We start from the raw sequence: 26,086 nt of genomic DNA on the forward strand, positions 1-26,086 counted from the left end.
CACCGTCCCGCCCATCCCGGCCCAGGAGCGAATCGCATGGCGAACACCGAGCAACTCGTCGCTTATCTGAAGCAGGTCACCGGCGACCTGCAGGAGGCCCGCCGCCGCGTCGCCGAACTGGAGGACGCGGCCGACGGCCCGATCGCCGTGGTCGGGATGGGCTGCCGGTTCCCCGGTGGGGCCGACTCCCCGGAGCGGCTCTGGGACCTCGTCGACACCGGTGTCGACGCGATCTCCGACTTCCCCGCCGACCGGGGCTGGCAGACGGCGCACCTGGGCGACGGTGTCCGCAAGCAAGGCGGGTTCCTCTACGACGCGGCCGAGTTCGACCCTGCGTTCTTCGGGATCTCGCCGCACGAGGCCCTCGCGATGGACCCGCAGCAGCGTCTGGTGCTGGAGACGGCGTGGGAGGCCCTCGAAAACGCGGGGATCGACCCGGAGACCCTGCGCGGCACCGCGACGGGGGTCTTCGTGGGAGCCGCCAACCAGCACTACGGCCCGGCCGACGCCGAGGCGCTGCAGCTGGTGCGGGGCCACGTGCTGACCGGCGGCACGACCAGCGTCGCGTCGGGCCGGCTGGCCTACGTCCTCGGTCTCGAGGGGCCGGCGGTCACGGTGGACACCGCCTGCTCGTCCGCCCTGGTCGCGCTGCACCTCGCGGTGCGCTCGCTGCGCGCGGGGGAGAGCACGTTCGCCTTCGCCGCCGGCGCGGCCGTGATGGCCGATCCCGGGCTGTTCGCCGAGTTCGCCCAGCAGGGCGGTCTCGCCGGCGACGGGCGCTGCAAGTCCTTCGCCGCGAACGCCGACGGCACCGGCTGGAGCGAAGGCGCCGGTGTGCTCGCGCTCTGCCGCCTCGAGGACGCCCAGCGGCTCGGGCACCCCGTGCTCGCCGTGATCGCCGGCAGCGCGGTGAACTCCGACGGCGCCTCCAACGGCCTGACCGCGCCCAACGGCCCTTCGCAGCAGCGCGTGATCCGCGCGGCGCTGCAGGACGCCGGGCTCGGCCCCGGGCAGATCGACGTCGTCGAGGCCCACGGGACCGGCACCCGCCTCGGGGACCCCGTGGAGGCGCAGGCGCTGATCGCGACCTACGGCGCCGCGCGGACCGCTGCGGAACCGCTGTGGCTCGGGTCGGTCAAGTCGAACATCGGGCACAGCCAGGCGGCCGCCGGCATGGCGGGTGTCATCAAGATGGTCCAGGCGATGCGGCACGGCACCCTGCCCCGGACGCTGCACGCCGACGAGCCCACCACGCAGGTGGACTGGACCACTGGCACGGTGCGGTTGCTGACCGAGGCCCGCCCGTGGCCGCGGACCGGCCGGCCGCGCCGCGCGGCGGTGTCCGCGTTCGGCATCAGCGGCACCAACGCCCACGTCGTTCTCGAGCAGGCGCCGGATTCCGCCGATACCGCCGCCGTGCCTTCGGTGCGGCTTTCCGGCGAGGGGCAGGCGCTGCCGATCGGTGGCGACGAGGTGGCCGGCTCAGCCGCGCAGGTCCCGGCCGGTACTCCGGTACCCCTGCCGCCGGGGTACCGGCTGCCGTTCGTCTTCTCGGCGCGGGGCGAAGACGCGCTCCGCGGGCAGGCCCGCCGCCTGGCCGCACTGCTCGACCAGCGCTCCGGCACCGAGCTCGCCGACCTGGCCACGTCGCTCGTGACGACCCGCGCCCGCCTCACCGACCGCGCGGTCGTGGTCGCGGACGGCGCCGAGGATCTTCGCTCGGCGCTGGCGTCGGTCGCCGAAGGGCGGCCGGACCCGCGGGTCCGGCGAGGCCGGGCGGGTTCGCCCGGTGGGCTCGCGTTCCTCTTCACGGGCCAGGGCTCGCAGCGCGCCGGAACCGGCGCCGAGCTGGCGGAGCTCGACCCGGTGTTCGCCGCGGCGTTCGACGAGGTGTGCGCGGCGTTCGGCGGCGAGCTCGGTGAACCGCTGCGGCCGCTGGCGTTCGGCAGTCCGGGGGCCGGGCCGCTAGACGACACCCGGTACGCGCAGCCCGTGTTGTTCGCCCTGGAGGTGGCGCTGTTCCGGGTGCTGGAGCACTGGGGGGTGCACCCGGATTTCCTGCTGGGGCACTCGATCGGCGAGCTGAGCGCCGCGCACGTGGCCGGGGTGCTGTCCCTGCCCGACGCGGCCCGGCTGGTCGCCGCCCGCGGCCGGCTCATGAGCGCGCTGCCAGTGGGCGGAGCGATGGTCGCCGTCGAGGCCGCCGAGGCGCGGATGCTCGAACTGCTGGCCGCCGAGGGCGGCGGTGAGCCGGTGTCGATCGCCGCGGTGAACGGTCCCGAATCCGTGGTCCTGTCCGGAGCCGAGGACGCCGTGCTGCGCCTGGCCGGCCTCGCCGCGGCACAGGGGCTGCGCACCCGGCGGCTGCGGGTGAGCCACGCGTTCCACTCGCCCCTGATGGAGCCGATGCTGGCCGAGTTCCGGGCCGTCGCGGAAACGCTGGCGTTCCGGTCGCCGCGGATCCCCATCGTGTCCGGCGTGACGGGCCGACCCCTGGCGGATGAGCTCTGCCGGGCGGACTACTGGGTCACCCACGCCCGTGAGGCGGTCCGGTTCCACGACGGAGTGCGGTTCCTCGCCGAGGCCGGAGTGAGCGCCTTCCTGGAGCTCGGCCCTGGCGGGGTGCTCACCGCGATGGCCCGGGACTGCCTCGGCGACTCCGTCGCGCTGACTGAGGCCACGCTCGTGCGCGACCAGGCCGAGCAGGCGTCGCTGCTCTCGGCCGTCGCCGGCCTGCACGTCCACGGGTCCGAAGTGGACTGGTCCACAGTGGTCGGTCGCGCCGGTGGCCGGCGCGTGGCTCTGCCGACCTACGCGTTCCAGCGCCGGCGGTACTGGCTGCCCGCGCACCAGCCCGACGTCTCGGGCACACCGGCGGCCGGCCGCGGAATCCGCTACCGCGAGGCGTGGGTGCCGATCACGCGGGACGACGGCCACCTGGCCGGAACGTGGGTGGCTGTGCTGCCCCGTGACGGCCGCGGCCTCCCGGCCGTCACGGGGGTGCTCGACGCCCTCGGCCGGCGAGCCGAGCGGCTGGTCAGGGTCGACGGGGCCGACGGGCTGGGCGAGGCGCTCCAGGCGCCGGCAGCCGGCGTTCTGTCGCTGCTCGCACTGGCGCCGGACACCGAGCCGCTCGGGCCGACGTCGGCCGTGCTCGAAGCGCTCGACTCGGCAGGCGCCGACATTCCACTGTGGATTATCACCGCCTCGGCCGTGGTGGCCACCGCCGACGACCGGGCCGTCGAGCCCGGGCAGGCGAGTCTCACCGGCGTGCTCCGCGGCCGGGGCGGCCTGGTCGACCTGCCGCCGGTCGCCGGCCGGCGCGACGCCGAGCTGCTCGTCTCGCTGCTCGCCGACCCGCGGGGCGAGGACGAGGTCGCGGTGCGCGCGGCCGGTCTCTTCGGCCGGCGCCTGTTGCCGGCCGGGGCACCGTCCGGCGCGGATCCGTTCGGCCGGGCCGGCGGCACCGTGCTCGTGACCGGCGACCTGGGCGGGTTCACCCCCGACGTGCTGGGCCGGCTGCGGGCCGACGGTCCCCGTCGGGTGCTGCTCGCGCTCCGGCCCGGCGCCGAGGTGCCGGCCGGTCTTCCCGAGGACGTCGAGGTGGCGCCTTGGCCGACCGGCGCCCCACGCCCTCCGGCGCTGGACACCGACCCCGTGCACGTGGTGCTGCACCTGGAAAACCTGAGCCCGGACGGGTCCGCGCGGCCTGGCCCCGACGAGGTGGCGGAGCGCACCGCGCTCGCCGAACTGGCCGCGACGTGGCCCGGCCTCGACGCGTTCCTCGTGTTCTCCACGGTCGCCGGGATCTGGGGCGGCGCCGGCGATCCGCGGCACCTGGCCGCACACACCCGCCTCGCGGCCCTGGTGCACCGTCGCCGGCTCGCCGGGCAGCCCGCCTGCCTCGTCGCGTGGGGCCCGTTCGCGGGTTCCGGTGAGCGAGCCGGCGCCGCGGGTCTCGTGCCGATGGAGCCCGCCCGCGCGCTCGGCGAGATCAACGCGGCCGGGGACGCGGTCCAGGTGATCGCCGACGTCGACTGGCCGGCGTTCCACCCGACGTTCGCCGCTCTTCGGCCGCGCCCGCTCGTGTCTCTGCTCGACGAGGTCCGCGCTCTGCCGGCCGCGCCGGCGCCACGGCCGGGACCGCTCACCGGCCTGCCGGCGGGCGAACTCGACGGCCGCCTGCTCACCGTCGTCCGGACGGCGGCCGCGCTGGTGCTCGGCCACCCGTCCGCGGACGCCGTGCCACCTGAGAGCCGGTTCCAGGAACTGGGTTTCGACTCGCTGCTCGCCGTCCGGTTCCGTGACGCCCTGGCCGAGGCGACCGGGCTGGCGGTGCCGGCGACGGTCGGCTACGACCACCCGACCCCGCTCGCCGTCGCCACGTTCCTCGGCGATCTCGTGCGCGGCGCCGACAGCGCCGACGGCGCCGACGAGCGCCCCACCCCGGCCGTGCACAGCGGCGACCCGATCGCGGTCGTCGCGATGGCCTGCCGGTACCCGGGCGGCGTGACCGCGCCGGAACAGTTGTGGGACCTCGTGTCCGACGGGCGCGACGCGATCGGGCCGTTCCCGGCCGATCGTGGCTGGGACCTGCGCGAGCTGCGGCAGGCCGGGGACGCCGAAGCGGGCCGTGCGCTGCCGCTCAAGGGTGGTTTCCTGGCCGGCGCCGCGGAGTTCGACGCCGCCTTCTTCGGTATCTCGCCCCGCGAGGCGACCGCGATGGATCCGCAGCAGCGGGTGTTGCTGGAGGTCTGCTGGGAGTCGCTCGAACGAGCCGGGCTCGACGCGGGCGCGCTGCGCGGCAGCCGGACCGGTGTGTTCGTCGGCGTCGCCGGCTCCGACTACCAGGGCGTGCTGGACCGGGCCACCGGGGCCGACGGCCACGCGATGACCGGCACCGCCTCGAGCGTCGTGTCCGGCCGGGTGAGCTACACGTTCGGCTTCGAAGGCCCGGCGCTGACGGTGGACACCGCGTGTTCGTCGTCGCTGGTGGCCATCCACCTCGCCGCCCGCGCGCTGCGGGCCGGCGAGTGCGACCTCGCGCTCGCGGGCGGCGTCACCGTGATGAACACGCCGGGTGGTTTCCTCGAGTTCGCCCGCCAGGGTGGCCTCGCGCCCGACGGCCGCTGCAAGTCGTTCGCCGCCACCGCGGACGGGACGGGCTGGTCCGAAGGTGCCGGAGTGCTTGTGCTGCAACGGCTTTCCGACGCCCGGCGCGACGGCAACCGGGTGCTGGCCGTGATCGCCGGCAGCGCGCTGAACTCCGACGGCGCGTCCAACGGCCTCACCGCCCCGAACGGGCCCGCGCAGCAGCGTGTGATCCGCGCGGCGCTGGCCGACGCCGGCCTCCGTCCGTCCGATGTGGACGCGGTGGAGGCCCACGGCACGGGCACCGTGCTCGGCGACCCGATCGAGGCGCAGGCGCTGCTCGCCACCTACGGCCGGGCCCGCGCGGACGAGCAGCCCCTCTGGCTCGGCTCCCTCAAGTCCAACATCGGGCACACCATGGCGGCCGCCGGCGTCGGCGGCGTGATCAAGATGATCCTCGCGATGCGGCACGGGCACCTGCCCGCCACCCTGCACGTGGACCAGCCGACCGGCAAGGTCGACTGGACGGCCGGGGCGGTCCGTCTGCTGACGGAGACCCGGTCGTGGCCGGAGACCGGGCGTCCGCGCCGCGCCGGCGTGTCGTCGTTCGGGATGAGCGGTACCAACGCGCACCTGGTGCTGGCGCAGCCCGACCCGGAGCCTGCAGCCGATCCGGTGTCCGACACCGCTACGCCGGACGCCCCGGAAACCGTTCTGCCCTGGGTGCTCAGTGCCCGCTCGCCGGAGGCACTGGCCGGGTTGGCGGGACGGCTGACCGAAGAGGTCGCCGGCGGTGCGCTGGCGGACGTGCCGCCCGCGCTGCTCGGGCGGGCGCTGCTGGATTCGCGGACCCGGCTGGAGCACCGCGCGGTGGTCCTCGGCCGGGATCGCGCGCAGCTGCTCGACCGGCTCGCCCGGCTCGCGGTCGAGCCCGAGCCCGCCGGTGTGGTGCGGGGTGTCGCCTTGCCCCCGGTTCGCGGGCACGTCTGGGTGTTCCCCGGCCAAGGTGGCCAGTGGGCCGGGATGGCGGCCGCGCTGCTCGAAAGCTCGCCCGTGTTCGCGGTCCGCTGGGCCGAGTGCGAACGCGCGCTGGCGCCCTACCTCGAGCGGTCGCTCACCGAGCTGGCCGCGGCGGACGAGGGGTACCTGGCGGGCGGCCGGGTGGACGTGGTGCAGCCCGCGTTGTTCGCGATGATGGTTTCGCTCGCCGAGGTGTGGCAGTCGTTCGGAGTCGAGCCCGCGGCCGTCGTCGGCCACTCCCAGGGCGAGATCGCCGCCGCGTGTGTGGCCGGGGTGCTGTCGCTCGAAGACGCCGCGAAGGTGGTCGCGCTGCGGGCCAAGGCTCTCACCGCGCTGGCGGGTGCCGGCGGCATGATCTCGCTCGCCGCGCCGGTCGACGTCGTCGCCGAGCTCGTGGGCGCCTGGTCCGGGCGGGCTTCCGTGGCCGCGGTCAACGGCCCGGCCGCCGTCGTCGTGTCCGGTGAGCCGGCCGCGCTGGCGGAGATCCTCGCCGAGGCGGGCGAGCGCGGCATCCGCAACCGGCGGATCGACGTCGACTACGCGTCGCACTCCGCCCAGGTCGAGGTGATCCGGGACGAGGTCGAGTCGGTGCTGGCCGGCATCCGGCCCCGCCAGGGAACCGTGCCGTTCTTCTCGACCGTGACCGGCGAGTGGCTGGACGGGACCACAGCGGACGCCGCCTACTGGTACCGCAACCTGCGTGCGCAGGTGCGGTTCCACGAAGCCGTGGAAACGCTGATGGCCGAAGGGTTCCGCTCGTTCGTCGAGGTCAGTCCGCACCCGGTGCTGGGTGTCGCGATCACGGAGGCCGCGGACCTGGCCGAGCTCGAGACCGCCGTCGCGGGAACGCTGCGCCGGGACGACGGCGGGCTCGAGCGGATGCTCACCTCCGTGGCCGAGGTGTTCGTGGCCGGTGCCCCGGCCGACTTCTCACCGGTGCTGCCCGCGGCCGCCCGGCCATTGCCCGAGCTGCCGACGTATCCGTTCCAGCGCAGGCGGTTCTGGCCCGAAGGTGCGCCGGCGACCGCGACCGGCGACCCCGAGGACGCCCGGTTCTGGGAGCTGGTCGACGGCCTGGACGCCGAGAAGATGGCCGGCACCCTGGGGCTCGCGGACACCGCCCCGCTGAGCGAAGTGCTGCCGGCGCTCTCGTCGTGGCGGCGTGGCCGCCGCGATCAGGCCGCGCTCGACTCGTGGCGCTACGCCGAGACCTGGCAGCCGCTCCCGCCCGCGGCGGTGCGCGGCGGCCGGTGGCTGGTGGTGGTCCCGGACCGGCTCGCCGCCGACCCGGCGGTCACCGTCGTGCTGAGGGCCGTCCCGGACCACGTGCTCGTGCCGGTCGGGGCGGAAGACGTCCGGACCGGTGGTGAAGGACCCGGCGGTGAAGAACACGGCGGTGAAGAACACGGCGGCGAAGGGAACACTGCCGCCGGCGCCCTCACGGAGCGGTTGCGCACCGCGTTGGCCGACCCGGCGATCACCGGAATCCTGTCGCTGACCGCGCTCGACACCGGCGCGCACCCGGCCGACGACGTGGTCCCGGCCGGGCTCGCACTCACTCTGGCGCTCGTCCAGGCCTTGGTGGACCTCGGCGCCGGCGTACCGCTGTGGTGCTGCACCGACGGGGCGGTCGGGGTGCCCGGCGACGGCGGCCCGCGCCGGCCCGAGCAGGCGGCGGCCTGGGCTCTCGGCCGGGTCGCCGCGCTCGAGCACCCCAAGCTGTGGGGCGGTCTGATCGACCTGCCCCGGCACCTGGACCAGCCGGTGATCGACGGGCTCGCGGCTGCCCTCTGCCGGGAAGACGGTGAGGACCAGCTCGCCCTTCGCGAGGACGGCCTGTACGGCCGGCGCCTGACCCACGGCGACGGCGGTCGCGTCACCGGCGGCGGCTGGCGGCCGTCGGGCACGGTGCTGGTCACCGGGGGAACGGGCGCGCTCGGCCTGCGCGTCGCCCGGGCGCTCGCCGCCGGCGGGGCCGGGCACCTCGTCCTGATCAGCCGGAGCGGGGACGCCGCGCCGGGGGTCGCCGACCTGGTTGCCGAACTCGCCGGTGCACACGGCGTCGGGGTCACCGTCGCCGCCTGCGACACCGCCGACCGGACCGAGGTCGCGGCCGTCCTCGACCGCGTGCAGCGGGACTCCGGGCCGGTCACAGCCGTGGTGCACGCGGCAGGCGCCGGCGTGCTGGGCCCGCTGGCCGAGGCGTCGTTCGCCGACCTGCGGACGGTGCTGGGCGCGAAGGTCGCCGGGATCGAGAACGTCGAGGCGGCGCTGGAGACCGCCCGGCTGGAGGCGGTCGTGTACTTCTCGTCGATCACCGCCGTCTGGGGCGCGGGTGACCACGGGGCCTACGCCGCGGCCAACGCAGTGCTCGACGCCCGCGCCCAGAGGCGGACGGCCGACGGCGTGCCGACCCTGTCGGTGGCCTGGGGCCCGTGGGCGGGTGGCGGCATGGTCGCCGACGAGATCCACGACACCCTGCGCCGGCGCGGGCTGCCGGTGCTCGACCCCGACCTGGCGGTCGCCGGTCTGCTCCGCCTGCTGGCCGAGGGCAGCGGTGCCGCGATCCTCGCGGAGGTCGACTGGGCGCGGTTCGTGCCGGTGTTCACCTCCGGCCGCGCTTCCCGCCTGCTCGACGCCCTGCCCGAGGCCCAGCCCGAGCCGGAAGTCGCGGAAACCGGCCCGGTGGCGGGAAACACGACGCTGCGCCGGCTGTCCGAACTGGACGAATCCCAGCGGGTGCGCGCGCTGCGCGAGCTGGTTCGCGAACACACCGCCGCGGTCCTCGGCCACCCGGACGCGGCGGCCGTCGAGCCGCGGCGCGCGTTCTCCGACGCGGGGCTCGACTCGCTTACCGCCGTCGAGCTGCGTGACCGGCTGACCAAGGCCACCGAGGTCCGGTTGCCGACCACGGTCGTGTTCGACCACCCCACGCCCGTCGCCCTCGCCGCCTTCCTGGACCGGTTGGCGTTCGGTGCGCGAACCACCGCCGCGGCGCCGGGCCCGGCACGGATCGTGGCCAAGCCCGAGACCGCCGACCCGATCGCGATCGTCGCGATGAGCTGCCGGTTCCCGGGCGGCATCGACTCGCCGGAGCAGCTGTGGCAGGCGGTGTCCGGTGAAGCCGACCTCATCACCCCGTTCCCGGCCGACCGCGGCTGGCCGCTGGGGAGCCTGTTCGATCCGGACCCGGACGCGCCCGGGACCAGCTACGTCGACCACGCCGGATTCCTGCGCGACGCCACGATGTTCGACCCGGAGTTCTTCGGCATCTCGCCTCGCGAGGCCGTGGCGATGGATCCGCAGCAGCGGGTGCTGCTCGAGACGGCGTGGGAGGTGCTGGAGCGCGCCGGGATCGACCCGAAGTCGTTGCGGGGCAGCCGGACCGGCGTCTACGTCGGCACGACGGACCAGGCCTACGGCGGCCGCCTGACGGCACCGGGCGCGGGCATGGAGGGCTACCTGGCCACGGGTGGCTCGACCAGCGTCGCGTCCGGCCGGATCTCCTACCTGTTCGGCTTCGAAGGACCCGCGGTCAGCATCGACACGGCCTGCTCGGCTTCGCTCGTCGCACTGCACCTCGCCGCGGGGTCGCTGCGCAGCGGCGAGAGCGACCTCGCGCTCGCCGGTGGCGTGATGGTGATGTCGGACCCGACGTCGTTCGTCGCCTTCAGCCGCCAGCGCGCGCTGGCCGCCGACGGGCGGTGCAAGTCGTTCGCCGCGGCGGCCGACGGGTTCACGCTGGCCGAAGGCGCCGGCCTGCTCCTGCTCGAACGGCTTTCCGACGCGCGCCGGCACGGCCATGAGGTCCTCGGGCTGGTGCGGGGGAGCGCGATCAACTCCGACGGCGCGTCCAACGGGCTCACCGCGCCCAATGGCCCGTCGCAGGAGCGGGTGATCCTCGGCGCGCTCGCCGACGCCGGGCTCGAACCGTCCGAAGTGGACGCTGTCGAAGCGCACGGCACCGGCACCCGGCTCGGCGATCCCATCGAGGCCCAGGCGCTGCTCGCGACCTACGGCCGGGCGCACTCCGCCGAGGCCCCGCTCTGGGTCGGGTCGGTGAAGTCCAACATCGGCCACACCCAGCACGCGGCCGGTGCCGCCGGGATCATCAAGATGGTCATGGCCATGCGCCACGCGACGTTGCCGCGGACCCTCCACGTCGACGCGCCGTCGCCGCACGTCGACTGGTCGGCCGGCGCGGTCGAACTGCTCACGGAGGCCCGGCCGTGGCCGGAGACCGGGCGCCCGCGCCGCTTCGGCGTGTCCTCGTTCGGAATCAGCGGCACCAACGCGCACGTGGTGCTGGAGCAGGCGCCGGCAGCCGAGCCGGAGCCGGCACCCGACCCCGTGGCGGAACCCGGACCGCTGCCCGTGGTCGTCTCGGCGCGCAGCCGGGCGGCGCTGGCCGAGCAGGCCGCACGCTTCTCGGCCCTGGTGACCGCGGATCCGGCCCTGCCTCCCGCCGACCTCGCGTTCTCCTCGCTGACCTCACGCGCGGTGCTGGACCACAGCGCCGTGCTGGTGGCCGAGGACCGCGACGAGCTGCTGGCCGGTCTGGCGCGCCTCGCCACACCGGACGGCTCGGACGTGATCCGGGAACGTTCCGCCGAGGGCGAGCTCGCCGTGGTGTTCGCCGGACAGGGTGCACAGCGGACCGGGATGGGAAGCGTTCTGTACCAACGGTTCCCGGTGTTCGCCCGAGCCCTCGACGAGGTGTGCGCTCAGCTCGACCGGCACCTGCGGCGGCCACTGCGGAACGTCATGTTCGCGAAGGCCGGCACCGAGGACGCGGCGCTGCTCGACCGGACCGAGTACGCCCAGTGCGCGCTGTTCGCGTTCGAGGTCGCGCTCTTCCGCCTCCTCGAACAGTGGGGCGTGCGCCCGGACGCGCTGCTCGGGCATTCGATCGGCGAGCTGACCGCGGCGCACCTCGCCGGCGTTTGGACGCTGGAAGACGCGGCTCGGGTCGTCGCCGCACGGGGCCGGCTGATGCAGGAGCTGCCGGCCGGAGGCGCGATGATCGCCGTCGCCGCCGCGGAGCCGGTGGTGCGCGAGTGCCTGGCCGGGCTCGCCGGGCAGGCGACGATCGCAGCCGTCAACGGACCCGAGGCCGTGGTCGTCTCGGGTGCCGAGGACGCAGTGCTCGCGGTCGCCGCCACCCTGGCGGAGCGCGGTGCCCGCACCCGGCGGCTGGCGGTCTCGCACGCGTTCCACTCGCCGCTGATGGAGCCGATGCTCGCGGAGTTCGCCGGGATCCTCACCGGCGTCGAGGCCGCCGACCCGGCGGTGGTGGTGATCTCCGACGTCACGGGCGAACCCGTGAAGGCCGGGCAACTGGCCGATCCGGCGTACTGGGTCGACCAGGTCCGCCGCGAGGTCCGGTTCGCCGACGGGGTCCGCACCCTGGTGTCCCGGGGCGTCACCACGTTCCTGGAGGCCGGCCCCGGGGCCGAGCTGACGGCCGCGGTGCTGTCGGTGGTCGAGGAACCGGTGGGCGCGCTCGCGTGCCTGCGCCGCGACGGGGACGAGGTGCGGGCCTTGTTCACCACTCTCGGCCGGCTGCACGCCCGCGGCGTGGCCGTCGACGTTCCCGCGGTGTTCGAGGGCACCGGCGCCCGCCGGGTCGAGCTGCCGACGTACGCGTTCCAGCGCCGCAGGTTCTGGTTGCAGCGCGACCACGCGACGACGGATCCGGCGTCGGCCGGGCTCGCGGCGACCGGCCATCCGGTGTTCACGACGAGGGCCGATCTCCCGGGCGGCGCCCGGCTCTACCACGGTCGCGTGACCGGTGCGGGGGAGGCGGACCTGACTGCGGCAGCGCTGTGGGTGGCCGCCGACCTCGGCTGCGCGCGGATCGACCGGCTCGGCGCGCACCGGCCCGTTCCGGCCGGTGCCGACCTGGCCGTGCAGCTTCGGGTGAGCGCACCGGAATCGGACGGCCGCCGGGAGCTGACCGTGCACCACCGGCTCGCCGCCACTCCCGAGCAAGCCTGGGAGCACACGATCATTGCCACACTGCGGCCGGCGGCGGGCGAACCGTCGTTCGACCTCTCGGCGTGGCCACCGGCCGGTGCGCTGGAGCTCGACGGGACCGGCGGCACCGCGGTCTGGGCCGCCGCTGCGGACCTCTATGCGGAAGTGCGCCTCGAGTCCGGCGCAGGCGAGGCGGACACGCTCGGTGTCCTGGCCCCGGATCTGCTCGCCGCGCTCGACACGCTGGTCCCGCAAGCCGACCGCGCGCGAGGCGGGCAGGGGCGGCGGATCCGCGCCTGGCACGGCGTCACGCTCGTCGCGACCGGCGCCGAAACCCTGCGCGTCCACCTCACGCCCAGCGATCCCGATGGGCTCACCCTGCGGCTCGCGGACCCGGCAGGTCGGCCGGTCGCGGTGGCCGAACGCCTGGAGCTGGGTGATCCGGCACCCGTCCGGCCCACTGTGGCGGGGGCGGCGCTGCACCGGCTCGACTGGGTGCCGGCGGGCCCGGCCGCGGAGCTCGACGTCAGCTGGGCCGTACTCGGCGGGCACGACGGTGTGGACTTCGCCCGCGCGCTCGGATCGCAGCCGGGGCGACAGATCCGCAGCTGGCCCGACCTCGCCGCGTTGCGCGAGGACCTCGGCACCGGCCGAACCGACGCCGTCGCACCGGACCTGCTCGTGGTGGTCGTCGAGCCACCGGTGCGCGGTCTCGCCGACGCCGCGCACCACAGCGCCGAAGAGGTGCTCGAGCTGGTTCGTGCGCTCGTCGCCGAGGAGCACCTGGCCGGCACGCGGTTCGTGACGCTGACCCGGGGCGCGACCGGCGCCGCGACGAGTGCCCGGCCCGCCGCGGCGGCCGGGTGGGGGCTGCTGCTCTCCGCCCAGGCCGAGTACCCGGACCGGTTCGTCCTCGTGGACCTCGACGACTGGGCGGGTGACGCCGAGCAGGTTCCGGCGGCGGTGGCCGTCGCACTGGCCACCGGTGAGCAGCAGCTGGCGATCCGCGCAGGTGAGGTGCTCGTGCCGCGGCTCGCGGTCGAGGTGCCCGGCCCTGATACCGAACCCTGGCCTGCGGGGACGGTGCTCGTCACCGGCGCCACCGGCGCGATCGGCGAGGTGATCGCCCGGCACCTGGCCGCGGCGGGTGCCGAGCGGCTGCTGCTGCTCAGCCGCGGCGGGCCCGGTGCCCCGGGTGCCGACCGGCTCGTGGCCGACCTCGCGACGCACGGCACCGTGGCCGAAGTCGTCGCCTGCGACGTCGGCGACCGGGACGCCCTCGCGGCGGTGCTCGACGACATCCCCGCCGAGTTCCCGCTCAGCGCGGTCGTGCACGTGGCCGGCGTGGTCGACGACGGCACCCTCACCGCGCTCACCCCCGCGCGGTTGCACGCCGTGCTGCGGCCGAAGGTCGACGCGGCGGTGAACCTCCACGAGCTGACCGCGGGGCTCGACCTCGCCAGGTTCGTGCTCTTCTCCTCCGCGGTGGGCACGCTGGGTGCCGCCGGGCAGGCGAACTACGCGGCCGGGAACGCCTTCCTCGACGCCCTTGCCCGGCAGCGCCGCGCGGCCGGGTTGCCCGGGACGTCGCTCGCGTGGGGGCTGTGGGGCACCGGCGGCGGCATGAGCGGTGGGCTCGACGAGGTCGACCGGCGGCGGATGGCTCGCGCGGGTGTCGTCCCCCTGACCGAGGACGCCGGGCGCGGGCTCTTCGAGGCGGCCTGGGCGTCCGGCGAGGCGGTGCTGCTGCCGATGCACCTCGACCTGGGGGTGCTGCGCGGAAACGCGCGGTCCGGCACGCTGCCCGCCGCCTTGCGGGGCCTGGTGCCGGCCCCGTTGCGCCGGGCCGCGACCGCGGAGGTCGCCCAGTTGCCGTTCGCCGAACGCCTCGCGGGCCTCTCAGCGCAGCGCCGCGCCGAGGAACTGCTCGACGTGGTGCGCCGGCAGGTCGCCGCGGTGCTTTCCCTCGGCGACCCCGCCGGCGTGGACGAGCGCAAGCAGTTCCGCGACCTCGGCTTCGACTCGTTGACCGCGATCGAGCTGCGCAACGCCCTGACCGCCGCCACGGACCTGCCGCTTTCCGCAGCCGTCGTGTTCGACTACCCGACCCCCGCGGAGCTCGCCGCGCACCTCGAAGCCGGCTTGCGCAAGGCGGAACCGGGTGGCCCGCCGCCGGTGGTGGCGACCCAGCTGGACCAGCTCGAGGCCACCGTCGCCGGGCTCGCCGCGGACGACCGTGAGCGCTCGCGCATCGCGGAGCGGCTCAAGGCGCTGGTCCTCGCGTGCGAGCAGGCCGACCAGTCCACTTCGGACGTTTCCGTCGAAGCGCGGCTCGACACCGCGTCCGACGAAGAGATCTTCGATTTCATCCGCACCGAGCTCGGGCGGGACCGATGACGAGGAGTGCTTTCGATGGCCGATGAGCAGGAGCTCCGGGACTACCTGAAGTGGGTCACGACCGACCTGCACCGGACCCGGCAGCGGCTGGCCGAGCTGGAGGACGGAGCCACCGAGCCGATCGCCGTCATCGGCATGGCGTGCCGTTACCCGGGCGGGATCAAGTCGCCCGCCGATCTGTGGCGCACGGTCTCCGAGGGCGTCGACGTGATCGGGCCGCTCCCGGACGACCGCGGGTGGGGAGATCTGGACGCGCTCTACGATCCCGACCCGGACAACCCCGGCACGTGCTACGTGCGTGAAGGCGGCTTCCTGACCGATGTGGCGGAGTTCGACGGCGGGTTCTTCGGGATCTCGCCCCGCGAGTCGACCGCGATGGACCCCCAGCAGCGGCTCCTGCTGGAATCCTGCTGGGAGGCCGTGGAACAGGCCGGCCTTACCGCGGACGCGTTGCGCGGCAGCCGCACCGGGGTGTACGCCGGAGTGTCGCAACAGGACTACGCGACGCTGCTGGCGTCGTCGGAGATCGGCATCGACGGGTACGCCGCGACCGGCATCGCGAACAGCGTCCTGTCCGGCCGGGTGTCGTACGTGCTCGGGCTGGAGGGCCCGGCGGTCACCGTGGACACCGCGTGCTCGTCGTCGCTCGTGGCGCTGCACCTCGCGGTTCAGGCCTTGCGCACCGGTGAATGCGATCTCGCGTTCGCCGGTGGTGCCACGGTGATGTCGACCCCCGCGGTCCTCGTCGCGCTGTCGCGCCAGCGCGCGCTCGGCCAGGACGGGCGGTGCAAGGCCTTCTCGGCCGACGCCGACGGCGCGGGCTGGAGCGAGGGCGCCGGTGTGCTGCTCGTGGAACGGCTGTCCGACGCCCGGCGGCTGGGCCATCCCGTGCTGGCCGTGGTGCGCGGGAGCGCGGTGAATCAGGATGGCGCGTCGAACGGCCTGACCGCCCCGAACGGCCCCGCGCAGCAGCGGGTGATCCGCGCTGCGCTGGCGCAGGCCGGGCTGACGCCGGCCGACGTGACGGCTGTCGAGGCACACGGCACCGGCACGAAACTCGGCGATCCGATCGAAGCGGACGCGCTGCTCGCCACCTACGGCCAGGCCCACACACCGGCCGACCCGCTGTGGCTGGGCTCGGTGAAGTCGAACCTCGGCCACACGCAGGCCGCGTCCGGGGTGGCCGGGGTGATCAAGATGGTCGAGGCGCTGCGCCGCCGCGAGCTGCCCCGGACCCTGCACGCCGACGAGCGGACTCCGTTCGTGAACTGGGATTCCGGTGCCGTCGAGCTGCTCACGCACGCCCGTCCGTGGCCGGTCGCCGAAGACGGGCCGCGTTCGGTGCGCCGCGCCGGGGTGTCGTCGTTCGGCATCAGCGGGACCAATGCGCACGTCGTGCTCGAGGAGGCACCGGCCGGCCAGACGCCGGTCGCCGGCCCGGCCCCCGCGTTGCTGCCGTGGGTGCTGTCCGCGCACTCACCGGCCGCGCTGCGCGGGCAGGCCGAGCGGGTGGCCGCCCGGGTCCGTGCGGACGCGGACCTCGACGTGGCGGATCTCGGGTTCGCGCTCGCGACCACGAGGACGGCTCTCGAACACCGCGCCGCCGTGGTGGGCGAGGACCGCGAAGGCCTGCTGCGCGGGCTGGACGCGATCGCGAGCGGCGGCCGCGCGGACGGTGTGGTCGACGGCACGGCCGTCGGGGGCAAGGTCGTGTTCGTCTTCCCTGGCCAGAGCTCGCAGTGGCGGGGGATGGGCCGGCACCTCCTGGAGTCCTCGGAGGTGTTCGCCGAGTCGGCGCAGCGGTGCGCCCGGGAGATCGAGCGGCTGGTCGACTGGCGCGTGCTCGACGTGCTGCGTGACGAGCCGGGCGCCGCCTCGCTCGACCGGATCGACGTGATCCAGCCGGTCCTGTTCACCATGATGGTGTCGCTGGCCGAGGTCTGGCGTTCGCTGGGTGTGGTGCCGGACGCCGTCGTCGGCCATTCGCAGGGCGAGATCGCGGCGGCCTATCTCAGCGGCGGGCTCTCGCTCACCGACGCCGTCCGCGTGGTGGTGCTGCGCAGCAAGGCGTGGGTTCCCTTGGAGGGCAAGGGCGGGATGGCGTCGGCTCTGTTGTCGCCCGCCGAGGCCGAGGCCCGGATCGAGAAGTGGGGCGACCGGCTTTCGGTGGCCGCGAAGAACAGTCCGCAATCGTGCGCGGTGGCCGGTGAGGCGCAGGCGTGCGACGAGTTCGTCGAGGCGTGCCTCGCGGATGGGATCCGTGCGCGCCGGCTCCACGGGATCGGTGGTGCGGCAGGACATTCGCGTGGGGTCGAGGTGGTGCGCGACCACATCCTCGACGTGCTGGCGCCGGTGGCGCCGGTGTCCGGCACGGTGGCTTTCTACTCGACGGTGACCGCGGGGCCGCTCGACACCACGGAGCTGGACCACACCTACTGGTACCGCAACATGCGGGAGCCCGTCGCGTTCGAGGGCGCCGTGCGCGAGCTGCTGGCCGACGGCCACCGGCATTTTCTCGAGATGAGCCCGCACCCGTTGCTCGCGTTGTCGCTGCAGCAGACCATCGACGACGCCGGCGTGACGGCGCGGGTGGTCAGCAGCCTCCGCCGGGACGAGGGTGAGCTCGCCCGGCTGCTGCGGTCGGTCGCGCAGGCGAACGCGAACGGCGTCGCGCTTGACTGGGACCGGGTCTTCGGTGGTGCGCGGCCGCGGATCGACCTGCCGACGTACGCGTTCCAGCGGAGCCGGCACTGGTCGGACGTGCGCGCGGAGACCGCAGACGTGTCGGCCGCGGGGCTGGACGCGGCCGAGCACCCGATGCTCGGCGCACTGGTCCGGCTGGCCGACGGCGACGGGATCGTGCTCAGCGGGCGGATCTCGGTGCGGACCCACGAGTGGCTGGCGGGCCACCGCGTCGGCAACGACGTGATCTTCCCGGGCACCGGGTTGGTGGAACTCGCGATCTTCGCGGGCGACCAGGTCGGCGCCGGCCGTCTGGAGGAGCTCGTGCTGCACACGCCCCTGGTCGTGCCCGACGGGGCCGGGGTGTTCGTGCAGGTGCGGGTGGAAGCCCCGGACGAGTCGGGGCAGCGGGCGATCGGTGTCTACTCGCGCCCGGCCGGTACCGGGCTCGATCCCGTGTGGACCCGGCACGCCGCAGGCACCGTCACCGCCCCCGGTGCCGCGACGGCCGCGCTGCCGCCGGGGCAATGGCCACCGTCCGATGTGGATACTGTCGATGTCGGTGCGCACTACGAGCGGATGACCGGGTCCGGCTACGGGTACGGCCCGCAGTTCCGTGCCCTGTCGGCATTGTGGCACCGCGGCCGGGAAGTCTTCGCGGAGGTGAGCCTCGGCGCGGACCTGCCGGTCGACGGGTTCGGCATCCACCCGGCGTTGTTCGACTCCGCCCTGCACGCGATGTACGTGCTCGGCTCCGGCCAGGACGGCGTGCGGCTGCCGTTCACGTGGACGGGTGTCCAGCTGCACGCCGCCGGGGCCGGCCGGCTGCGAGTGCGGATGACCGCGCGTGACGACGACTCGGCGTCGGTCGAGCTGTTCGACGAAACCGGGCTTCCCGTCCTCACCGCGGAATCGCTGGTGGTCCGCCCACTGCGCGACACCGCCCGGCCGGACCGGGCCGATTCGCTGTACCAGGTTCGCTGGCAGCCGATGCCGATCGCGGAACCGGTGTCGGTCGCCGTGCTCGGCGACTGCCCCTCGCCCGACGGCGCGGTCGTGGTCGCGGACCTCGCCGGCGTTACCGCCGCACTCCCGGCCGGCGGCCACGTCCTGCACCGGATCGCACCGGCCGGACCGGGTGAAATTCCTTGGCAACCGGCCGAATCCGCGCTGGAGTTCGTACAGACGTGGCTCGCGGACGAGGCCTTCGCCGATACCCGGCTGGTGCTCGTCACCCGCGGCGGCGTCGGCGTGACGGACGAGGACGTGCCCGATCCCGGTGCCGCCGGTGTCTGGGGCCTCGTGCGGTCGGCGCAGTCGGAACACCCGGGCCGGCTCGTGCTCGCGGACCTCGACGACACGGCCGAGTCGCTCGCCGCACTGCCCGGCGCGCTCGGCACCGGAGAAGATCAGCTCGCCTTGCGTGGTGGGGCTTTGCTCGTGCCGCGGCTCGTGAACTGGGACCCCGGGCAGAAGCTGCTGCCGCCGGCGGGCGAAGCCGCGTGGCGGCTCACGAACACCCGGCCGGGCACCTTCGAAGGACTGGAGCTCCTGCCGTACCCGGAGGCGCTGGCACCGCTCGGGCCGCGCGCGGTCCGGCTGCGGATCCACGCGGCCGGCATCAACTTCAAGGACGTCGTGGTCGCGTTGAACCTCGTGCCGGGGCTGACCGGCCTCGGCGGTGAGGTGGCCGGTGAGGTCCTCGAGATCGGCGACGAGGTCACGTCGGTCGCGGTCGGAGACCGCGTGCTCGGCCTGAGCACGGAGACGTTCGGTCCGATCGGGACCACCGACGAGCGGTACCTCGTGGGGGTTCCGGAGGGCTGGGGCTGGGTGGAAGCGGCGTCGGTCCCCGTCGCCTACCTGACCGCGTACCTGGGCCTGACGGAGCTCGCGAAGATCGGGCCGGGTTCGACGGTGCTGATCCACGCCGCCGCGGGTGGCGTGGGGACCGCAGCCGTGCAGATCGCGCGCCATTCGGGGGCCACGGTGTACGCCACCGCCAGCCCCGGCAAACACGCCGCCGTCATCGCGGCCGGTGTCCCGGCGGAGCGGGTGTTCAACTCCCGGACCGCGGATTTCGAGGATGAGGTGCGAGCCGCGACGCAGGGCCGGGGGGTGGACCTCGTCCTCAACTGCCTGACCGGTGAGCTCACCGACGCCGGCCTGCGTCTCGTCGCCCCCGGCGGCTTTTTCCTGGAGCTCGGCAAAACCGACCGGCGCGATCCCGGCACCGTCCACACCGGCTACCCGGGGATCCGTTACCAGGCCTACGATCTGCGCGACCTGACTCCGGACGACACCCACACCCTCCTGAAGCGGCTGACCGCCCTGTTCGGCGAAGGGCAGCTCACTCCTCCGCGGGTCACCGCCTACGACGTCCGCCAGGCCCGGACCGCGTTCCGCCACCTCGCACAGGCCACCCTCACGGGCAAAGCGGTGCTGACCATGCCGGCCGCCGATCCGCTGTCAGGGACCGTGCTCATCACCGGTGGCACCGGCACCCTCGGCTCGTTGCTGGCCCGCCACCTCGCGACCCACCACCGCACCCCGCACCTGCACCTGGTCTCCCGCCGCGGCCGCGCCGCTCCCGGCGCCACCGCGCTCGAACACGACCTCGAACAACTCGGCACCACGGTCACCATCACCGCCGCCGACGTCACCGACCCGGAGACGCTCACCGGCCTCATCGCCGGTACCGACGACCTCACGGCGATCGTCCACACCGCGGCCGCCCTCCTCGACACCCCCTTCCACACTCAGACTCCCGCCACCCTCACCACCACGGCGCACCCCAAAGTCACGCCGGCGCTGACGATCCACCACCACGGCCACCGGCCTCCGCCGACCCTCATCACCTTTTCCTCCCTGGCCGCGACGATGGGCGGTCCGGGGCAGGCCAACTACGCGGCGGCGAACGCGATGCTCGACGCGCTGGCGCAGCACCGCCGGGCTCAGGGCCTGCCGTCGCTTTCCCTCGCCTGGGGTTTCTGGGAGCAGCGCAGCGAAATGTCGGCGCACCTGGACGAGGTGGACATGAGCCGGCTCAGCCGGGGTGGCGTGCTGCCGCTGTCCACAGAGGAGGGTCTCGCGCTGTTCGACCTGGCGCTGCGCACCGGCGAACCGTTCCTCGTCCCGGCGAAGCTGGACGTCGGACGACTCGCCTCGTCGACCGAACCGGTACCCGCGATGCTGCGGGCCCTTGTGCGCCGGCCGGAGCGCCGGCGGATCCGTGCCACCGCCTCGGCCGGCGAGGAATCACTGCGCGACCGGCTCGCCGCCATGACCGAGGGCGAGCGCCGCCGGAGTGTGCTCGCCCTTGTGCGGGACAACGCCGCCACCGTGCTCGGGTACGGCGACGCCGACGCGATCGGCGCGGACCGCGCGTTCAAGGAGCTCGGTTTCGACTCCCTCACGGCCGTGGAGTTCCGCAACCGCCTCACTACGGCCACCGCGCTCAAACTCCCCGTGACCCTCGTTTTCGACCACCCGACACCGGACGAGCTCACCGAGTTCCTCCACACAGAGCTGCTCGGTGACACCCCGGCCGCGCCCGCCGTGCCGGTGCGGGCCACACCGGTGGTGTCCGAAGTGGACGATCCGGTGGTGATCGTGGGCATGGCGTGCCGGTATCCCGGCGGGGTCGCCTCGCCCGACGAGCTGTGGCAGCTCGTGCTCGACGAGCGCGACGCGGTCGGCGGTTTCCCGGCCGACCGCGGCTGGACCGGGCCGGAGCGGGCCGGTGGGTTCCTCACCGAGGCCGCTTCGTTCGACGCCGGCTTCTTCTCGATCACGCCCCGCGAAGCACTGACCATGGATCCGCAGCAACGCGTGCTGCTCGAGATCTCCTGGGAGGCGATCGAGCGGGCCGGAGTCGCTCCCAGTTCATTGCGGGGCAGCAAGACGGGGGTGTTCGTCGGTGCCTCCGCCCAGGGGTACGCCACGCTGTTCGCGCCCGGCTCGGAGAACATGACCGGCTACGGCGTCACCGGGACGTCGACGAGCGTCGTGTCGGGCCGCGTCTCCTACGCGCTGGGACTCGAAGGCCCGGCGGTCACCGTGGACACCGCCTGTTCCTCGTCGCTGGTCGCCCTGCACATGGCGGCGCGGTCGCTGCGCTCGGGTGAGTGCGACCTCGCGCTGGCGGGGGGCGTCGCGATCATGGCCGGCCCGTTCCTGTTCGACGACTTCGCCAAGCAGGGCGGGCTCGCGGAAGACGGCCGGTGCAAGGCCTTCGACGCCTCGGCCGACGGCACCGGCTGGTCGGAGGGCGCGGGCGTGCTGGTGCTGGAGCGGCTTTCGGCCGCCCGCCGCGCCGGGCACCGGGTGCTCGCCGTGCTGCGGGGTTCCGCGATCAACCAGGACGGCGCGTCGAACGGGCTGACCGCGCCCAGCGGCCCCGCGCAGCAGCGCGTGATGCGGGCGGCGCTCGCCGACGCGGGCCTCGACCCGTCCGATGTGGACGCGGTCGAGGCGCACGGCACCGGCACCGTGCTCGGGGACCCGATCGAGGCCCAGGCGGTTCTCGCGGTGTACGGCCAGGACCGCGCGGGCACCGGGCCGCTGCGGCTCGGCTCGCTGAAATCGAACATCGGCCATTCCCAGGCCGCGGCGGGGGTCGGCGGGGTGATCAAGATGGTGCACGCGCTCACCGAGGGCGTGCTGCCGAAGACCTTGCACCTGACCGAACCCACGCCGTTCGTGGACTGGACCGACGGTGCGGTCGAGCTCCTCACGACCGCGCAGCCGTGGGCCGGAGACCGGCGGCGTGCGGCGGTGTCCTCCTTCGGGATCAGCGGAACCAACGCCCACGTCATCCTCGAACAGGCGCCCGATCTCGCCGCCCCTGCGGGCCCGGAAGCAGTGACCACGCTGCCGGCCCTGCCCTGGGTTCTTTCCGGACACGACGAGACCGCGCTTCGGGCTCAGGCCCACCGGCTGCACGAGTACCTGGAGCGGAACCCGGAACTGTCCTCTGTGGATGTCGCATGGTCGTTGGCCACCAGCCGCGGCCCGCTCGCCTGCCGGCTCGGCCTGCTCGCCGCCGACCGGACGGCCGCGCTCGCGGCTCTGGCGGGGTACGCCGCCGGTGAGGCGCCGCGAGAGATCTTCGCGGGCACCTCGGCGACCGGCGGTCCGGCCTTCGTGTTCTCCGGCCAGGGCGCCCAGCGGCCCGGGATGGGCGCGCAGCTCTACGACACGTTCCCGGTGTTCGCGGCGGCCTTCGACGAGGTCTGCGCACAGGTCGACGAGCCGATGGGCGCGTCGCTGCGGGAGCTGGTTTTCCGCGCTGACGCGGCGGAACTGGACCGCACGGCCGTGGCCCAGCCGGCGTTGTTCGCGGTCGAGGTGGCGCTGTACCGGCTGGTCGAGTCGTGGGGCGTCACGCCGGACTACGTGCTCGGGCACTCGGTCGGCGAGATCACGGCCGCGCATGTCGCCGGCGTGCTGAGCCTGGCCGATGCGGCCGCGATGGTCGTCGCCCGCGGCCGGCTGATGCAGGCGCTGCCGGCCGGCGGCGGCATGCTGGCGGTGGCCGCTCCGGAAGCCCAGGTGCGCGCCCTGCTCGGCGACGGTCCCGTGGTGATCGCCGCGGTGAACGGCCCGGCCGCCGTAGTGCTGGCCGGACCGTTGCCCGCGCTTGCCGAGATCCGGGTCCGCGTCGAGGCGGCCGGGTACCGGGCGCGGGAGCTGGCGGTCAGCCACGCGTTCCACTCGCCGCTGATGGCGCCGATGCTCGGCGAGTTCGAGGCCGTGCTCGGCGAGCTGACGTACCGGCCGCCGCGGATCCCGGTCGTGTCCGCCGTGACCGGCGCGGTCGCGGACGCCGACGAGCTGTGCTCACCCGGGTATTGGGTCCGGCAGGTCGAACGGACCGTCCGCTTCGCCGACGGCGTCAGTGCCCTGGGGCGCGCCGGGGTCCGGGCGGTCCTGGAGCTCGGTCCCTCCGGCGCGCTCGCGGCGGCCGCGGGCGAAGTGCTCGACCGCGACCTGCCCGCTGCCGCTCTCACCTGTGTGGGGGCGGCGCGCCGGGACCGGCCCGAGGTGGAGAGCCTGCTCGGCGCAGTGCTCGGACTGCACGTGCACGGCTGTGCGGTCGACTGGGCCTCGGTCCTCGGCGGCACGGGCGGGCGGACGATTCCGCTGCCGACGTACGCGTTCCAGCGGCGCCGGTACTGGCCCGACCACGAACGGGGCGCACGCGCGGATCTCGGCTCGGCCGGGCTGCGCGGCACCGGGCATCCGTTGCTGGCGGCGGAGGTCGCCGCCGCGGGCGGCGAGTCGATCTTCACCGGCGAGTTGTCCGCGGCCGCGCTGCCGTGGCTCGCGGACCACGTCGTCGGCGGCCGGATCCTGTTCCCCGCCACCGGTTTCGCGGAGCTGGCGCTGGTCGCCGGACAAGCGGTGGGCTGCGAGACCCTCGACGAGCTCACCCTGGCCGCGCCACTCGTGCTGCCGCCGCGTGAGGGCGTGCAGGTGCAGGTCGTGGTCGGCGTGCCCGACGAGGACGGCGCGCGGGCCGTGACGGTGTACGCGCGGCCGGAAGAAGGGGAGTGGACCGCGCACGGCCGCGGTTTCCTGCGGCACGAGTCCGCGCCGGCGCCGGCGGCGGCACCCGGTGCGTGGCCGCCGGCCGGGGCGGTCCCGGTTGACGTCACGACGTTCCACGAGAACCTGGCCGAGGCCGGATTCGCCTACGGGCCGGCGTTCCGAGGCCTGCGGACGGCGTGGCGACGCGGTGGCGAGATCTTCGCCGAGGTCGCGGCGCCGCCCGCGGTGGCCGGCGGAGAAGCGGCGTTCGCCCTGCACCCGGCTCTGCTGGACGCCGCCCTGCAGATCCTCGCGTTCCGCCCGTCCGCCCCGGCGGGTGGCCGGCCGCAGCTGCCGTTCTCCTGGCGCGGGGTCACCGTCCACCGCCGCGGCGCGGGCGAGCTGCGCGTGCGGTTGACCGAAGCCGGGCCGGACACGGTTTCCGTGCAGCTCGACGACGCCGCGGGGCAGCCCGTCGCGCGGGTCGACGCGCTCGCGCTGCGGGAAGCCGTCCTCGACCGCCTCGGCGGCGGGACGCCCGGCGGCGCACTGTTCACTGTGGACTGGTCGCCCGCGCCGGAACCCGAAGAGGCGGGCGATCCGGCTGGAGCGGTCCCGGGGATCCTGGAAGCTCCGGTGCCGCCGGACGCGTCCGGAGAGAGCGCGCCCGGGGAAACTGCGCCCGGAGAAACGGTCGCCGAGCGCGTGCACGACGCGGTGCACGAGACGCTGCGCCTCGTGCGCGCACGGCGGGCGGACGGTCCGATCCTGGTCCGGACCTCGGCCGCGGTGCGGGTCGGGGCCGGTGACTCCGCGCCCGACCCGGCCGCCGCGGCCGCCTGGGGTGTCCTGCGCTCCGCCCGGCTGGAACACCCGGACCGGTTCGTCCTCGTCGACTCCGAAGGAGCCCTCGACGACGTGATGGCCGGCCGGGCGCTGGCCGTCGCCCGCACCACAGGGGAGACCGAGTTCGCGCTGCGCGACGGACAGCTGCTCGTACCGCGGCTGGTCAAGACCGTCGCGGACGCACCCGCCGCGGTGGCGCCGTTCGGACCGGACCCGGCGGCCGGCACGGTGCTCGTGACCGGAGCCACCGGTCTGCTGGGGGGCTGGGTGGCCCGCCACCTGGTGGCCGAACATGGCGTGCGGCACCTCCTGCTCGCCGCGCGGTCCGCGGCCGGGGCGGCGGACTCCGCGCTCGCCCGGGACCTGGCCGCACTGGGCGCGACGGCGCGGTTCGCCGCGTGCGATGTCACCGACCGCGAGCAGCTCGCGCGGTTGGTCGAAGCGATCCCCGCCGAGCGGCCGCTCACCTCGGTCGTCCACGTGGCGGGCGTGGTCCGCGACGGGGTGCTCGAAACGCTCGGCACGGAGCAGGTGGACGAGGTCCTGCGCGCGAAGGTCGATGCTGTCGCCCACCTGCACGAGCTGACGCGGGAGCTGCCGCTCTCGTCGTTCGTGGTGTTCTCCTCGCTCGCGGGCACCCTCGGCTCGGCCGGGCAGGCCAACTACGCGGCCGCGAACGCCGCGGTCGACGCGCTCTGCGAGCAGCGGCACGAGGCCGGGCTACCGGCGTGCTCGTTGGCCTGGGGCCCGTGGGAAGGCAGCGGCGGCATGGTGGCCGCGCTCGCCGAGTCCGACCGCCGGCGGATCGAGCGTGGTGGCCTGCGCCCGCTCACGGAGGAGCAGGGCCTGGCCCTGTTCGACCGCGGTTTGGGCGCGGGTCAGGCGGTGGTCGTGCCTGTGCGGGTGGACACTCGTGCGCTCGAGGAGCTTCCCGCGGGAGCGGTGCCGGCGTTGCTGCGCGGCCTGGTCCGGCCGGGCCGGGCGGTCACCGCACCGGCCGTCGGACCGGCGCTGCGCGACCGGCTGGCCGGACTGTCCGAATTGGACCGAATCACTACGCTCGTGGATCTCGTCCGATCGGAGGCGGCGGCCACGGCGGCGCTGGCCGTGCCGGAGGTCAGCGCCGGGAAGACGTTCGCCACCGTGGGTTTCGACTCGCTGATGGCGCTCGAACTGCGCAACCGCCTCACGCAGGTCACCGGTCTGCGGCTGCCCGCGACCATGATCTTCGACCATCCGACCCCGGCCGCGCTGGCGGAGTTCCTCCGCGCGGAGCTGAAGCTGGATCCCGTCCCGGTGCTCACCCCGGCGTTGACCGCGCTCGCCGCTCTGGAAGAGGTGGCGCTGGGCCCGGACGCCGACGGCGGTGAGCACGTCGCGGTGGCCGCGCGGCTGCGCCTGCTGCTGGCACAGCTGGAAGACCGCTCGGCGGGTGCGGCGCCCGATCGGGTGCCGGACGCCGATCTGGCGTCGGTCAGCGCCGAGGAGCTGCTGGACATGATCGGCGACGAGTTCGGAATCCGATGAGGGCAACAGTGGGAAC

At 74.8% G+C, this 26,086-nt stretch carries 1 protein-coding gene and 1 pseudogene; both read left to right on the plus strand.

What is annotated here, in order from left to right; genetic code table 11:
• Window positions 1-36 precede the first annotated feature (36 nt).
• Window positions 37-14,484, plus strand: a pseudogene (locus tag K1T34_RS53640) (type I polyketide synthase); the annotation flags it as partial.
• Window positions 14,485-14,499: 15 nt separating this feature from the next.
• Window positions 14,500-26,070 (plus strand): type I polyketide synthase, encoded by an 11,571-nt coding sequence (locus K1T34_RS34095; protein ID WP_220238836.1) that lies wholly within the window; start codon window positions 14,500-14,502, stop codon window positions 26,068-26,070.
• Window positions 26,071-26,086 lie beyond the last annotated feature (16 nt).

The organism is Amycolatopsis sp. DSM 110486 (assembly GCF_019468465.1).
In the GTDB taxonomy this organism is placed as follows: domain Bacteria; phylum Actinomycetota; class Actinomycetes; order Mycobacteriales; family Pseudonocardiaceae; genus Amycolatopsis.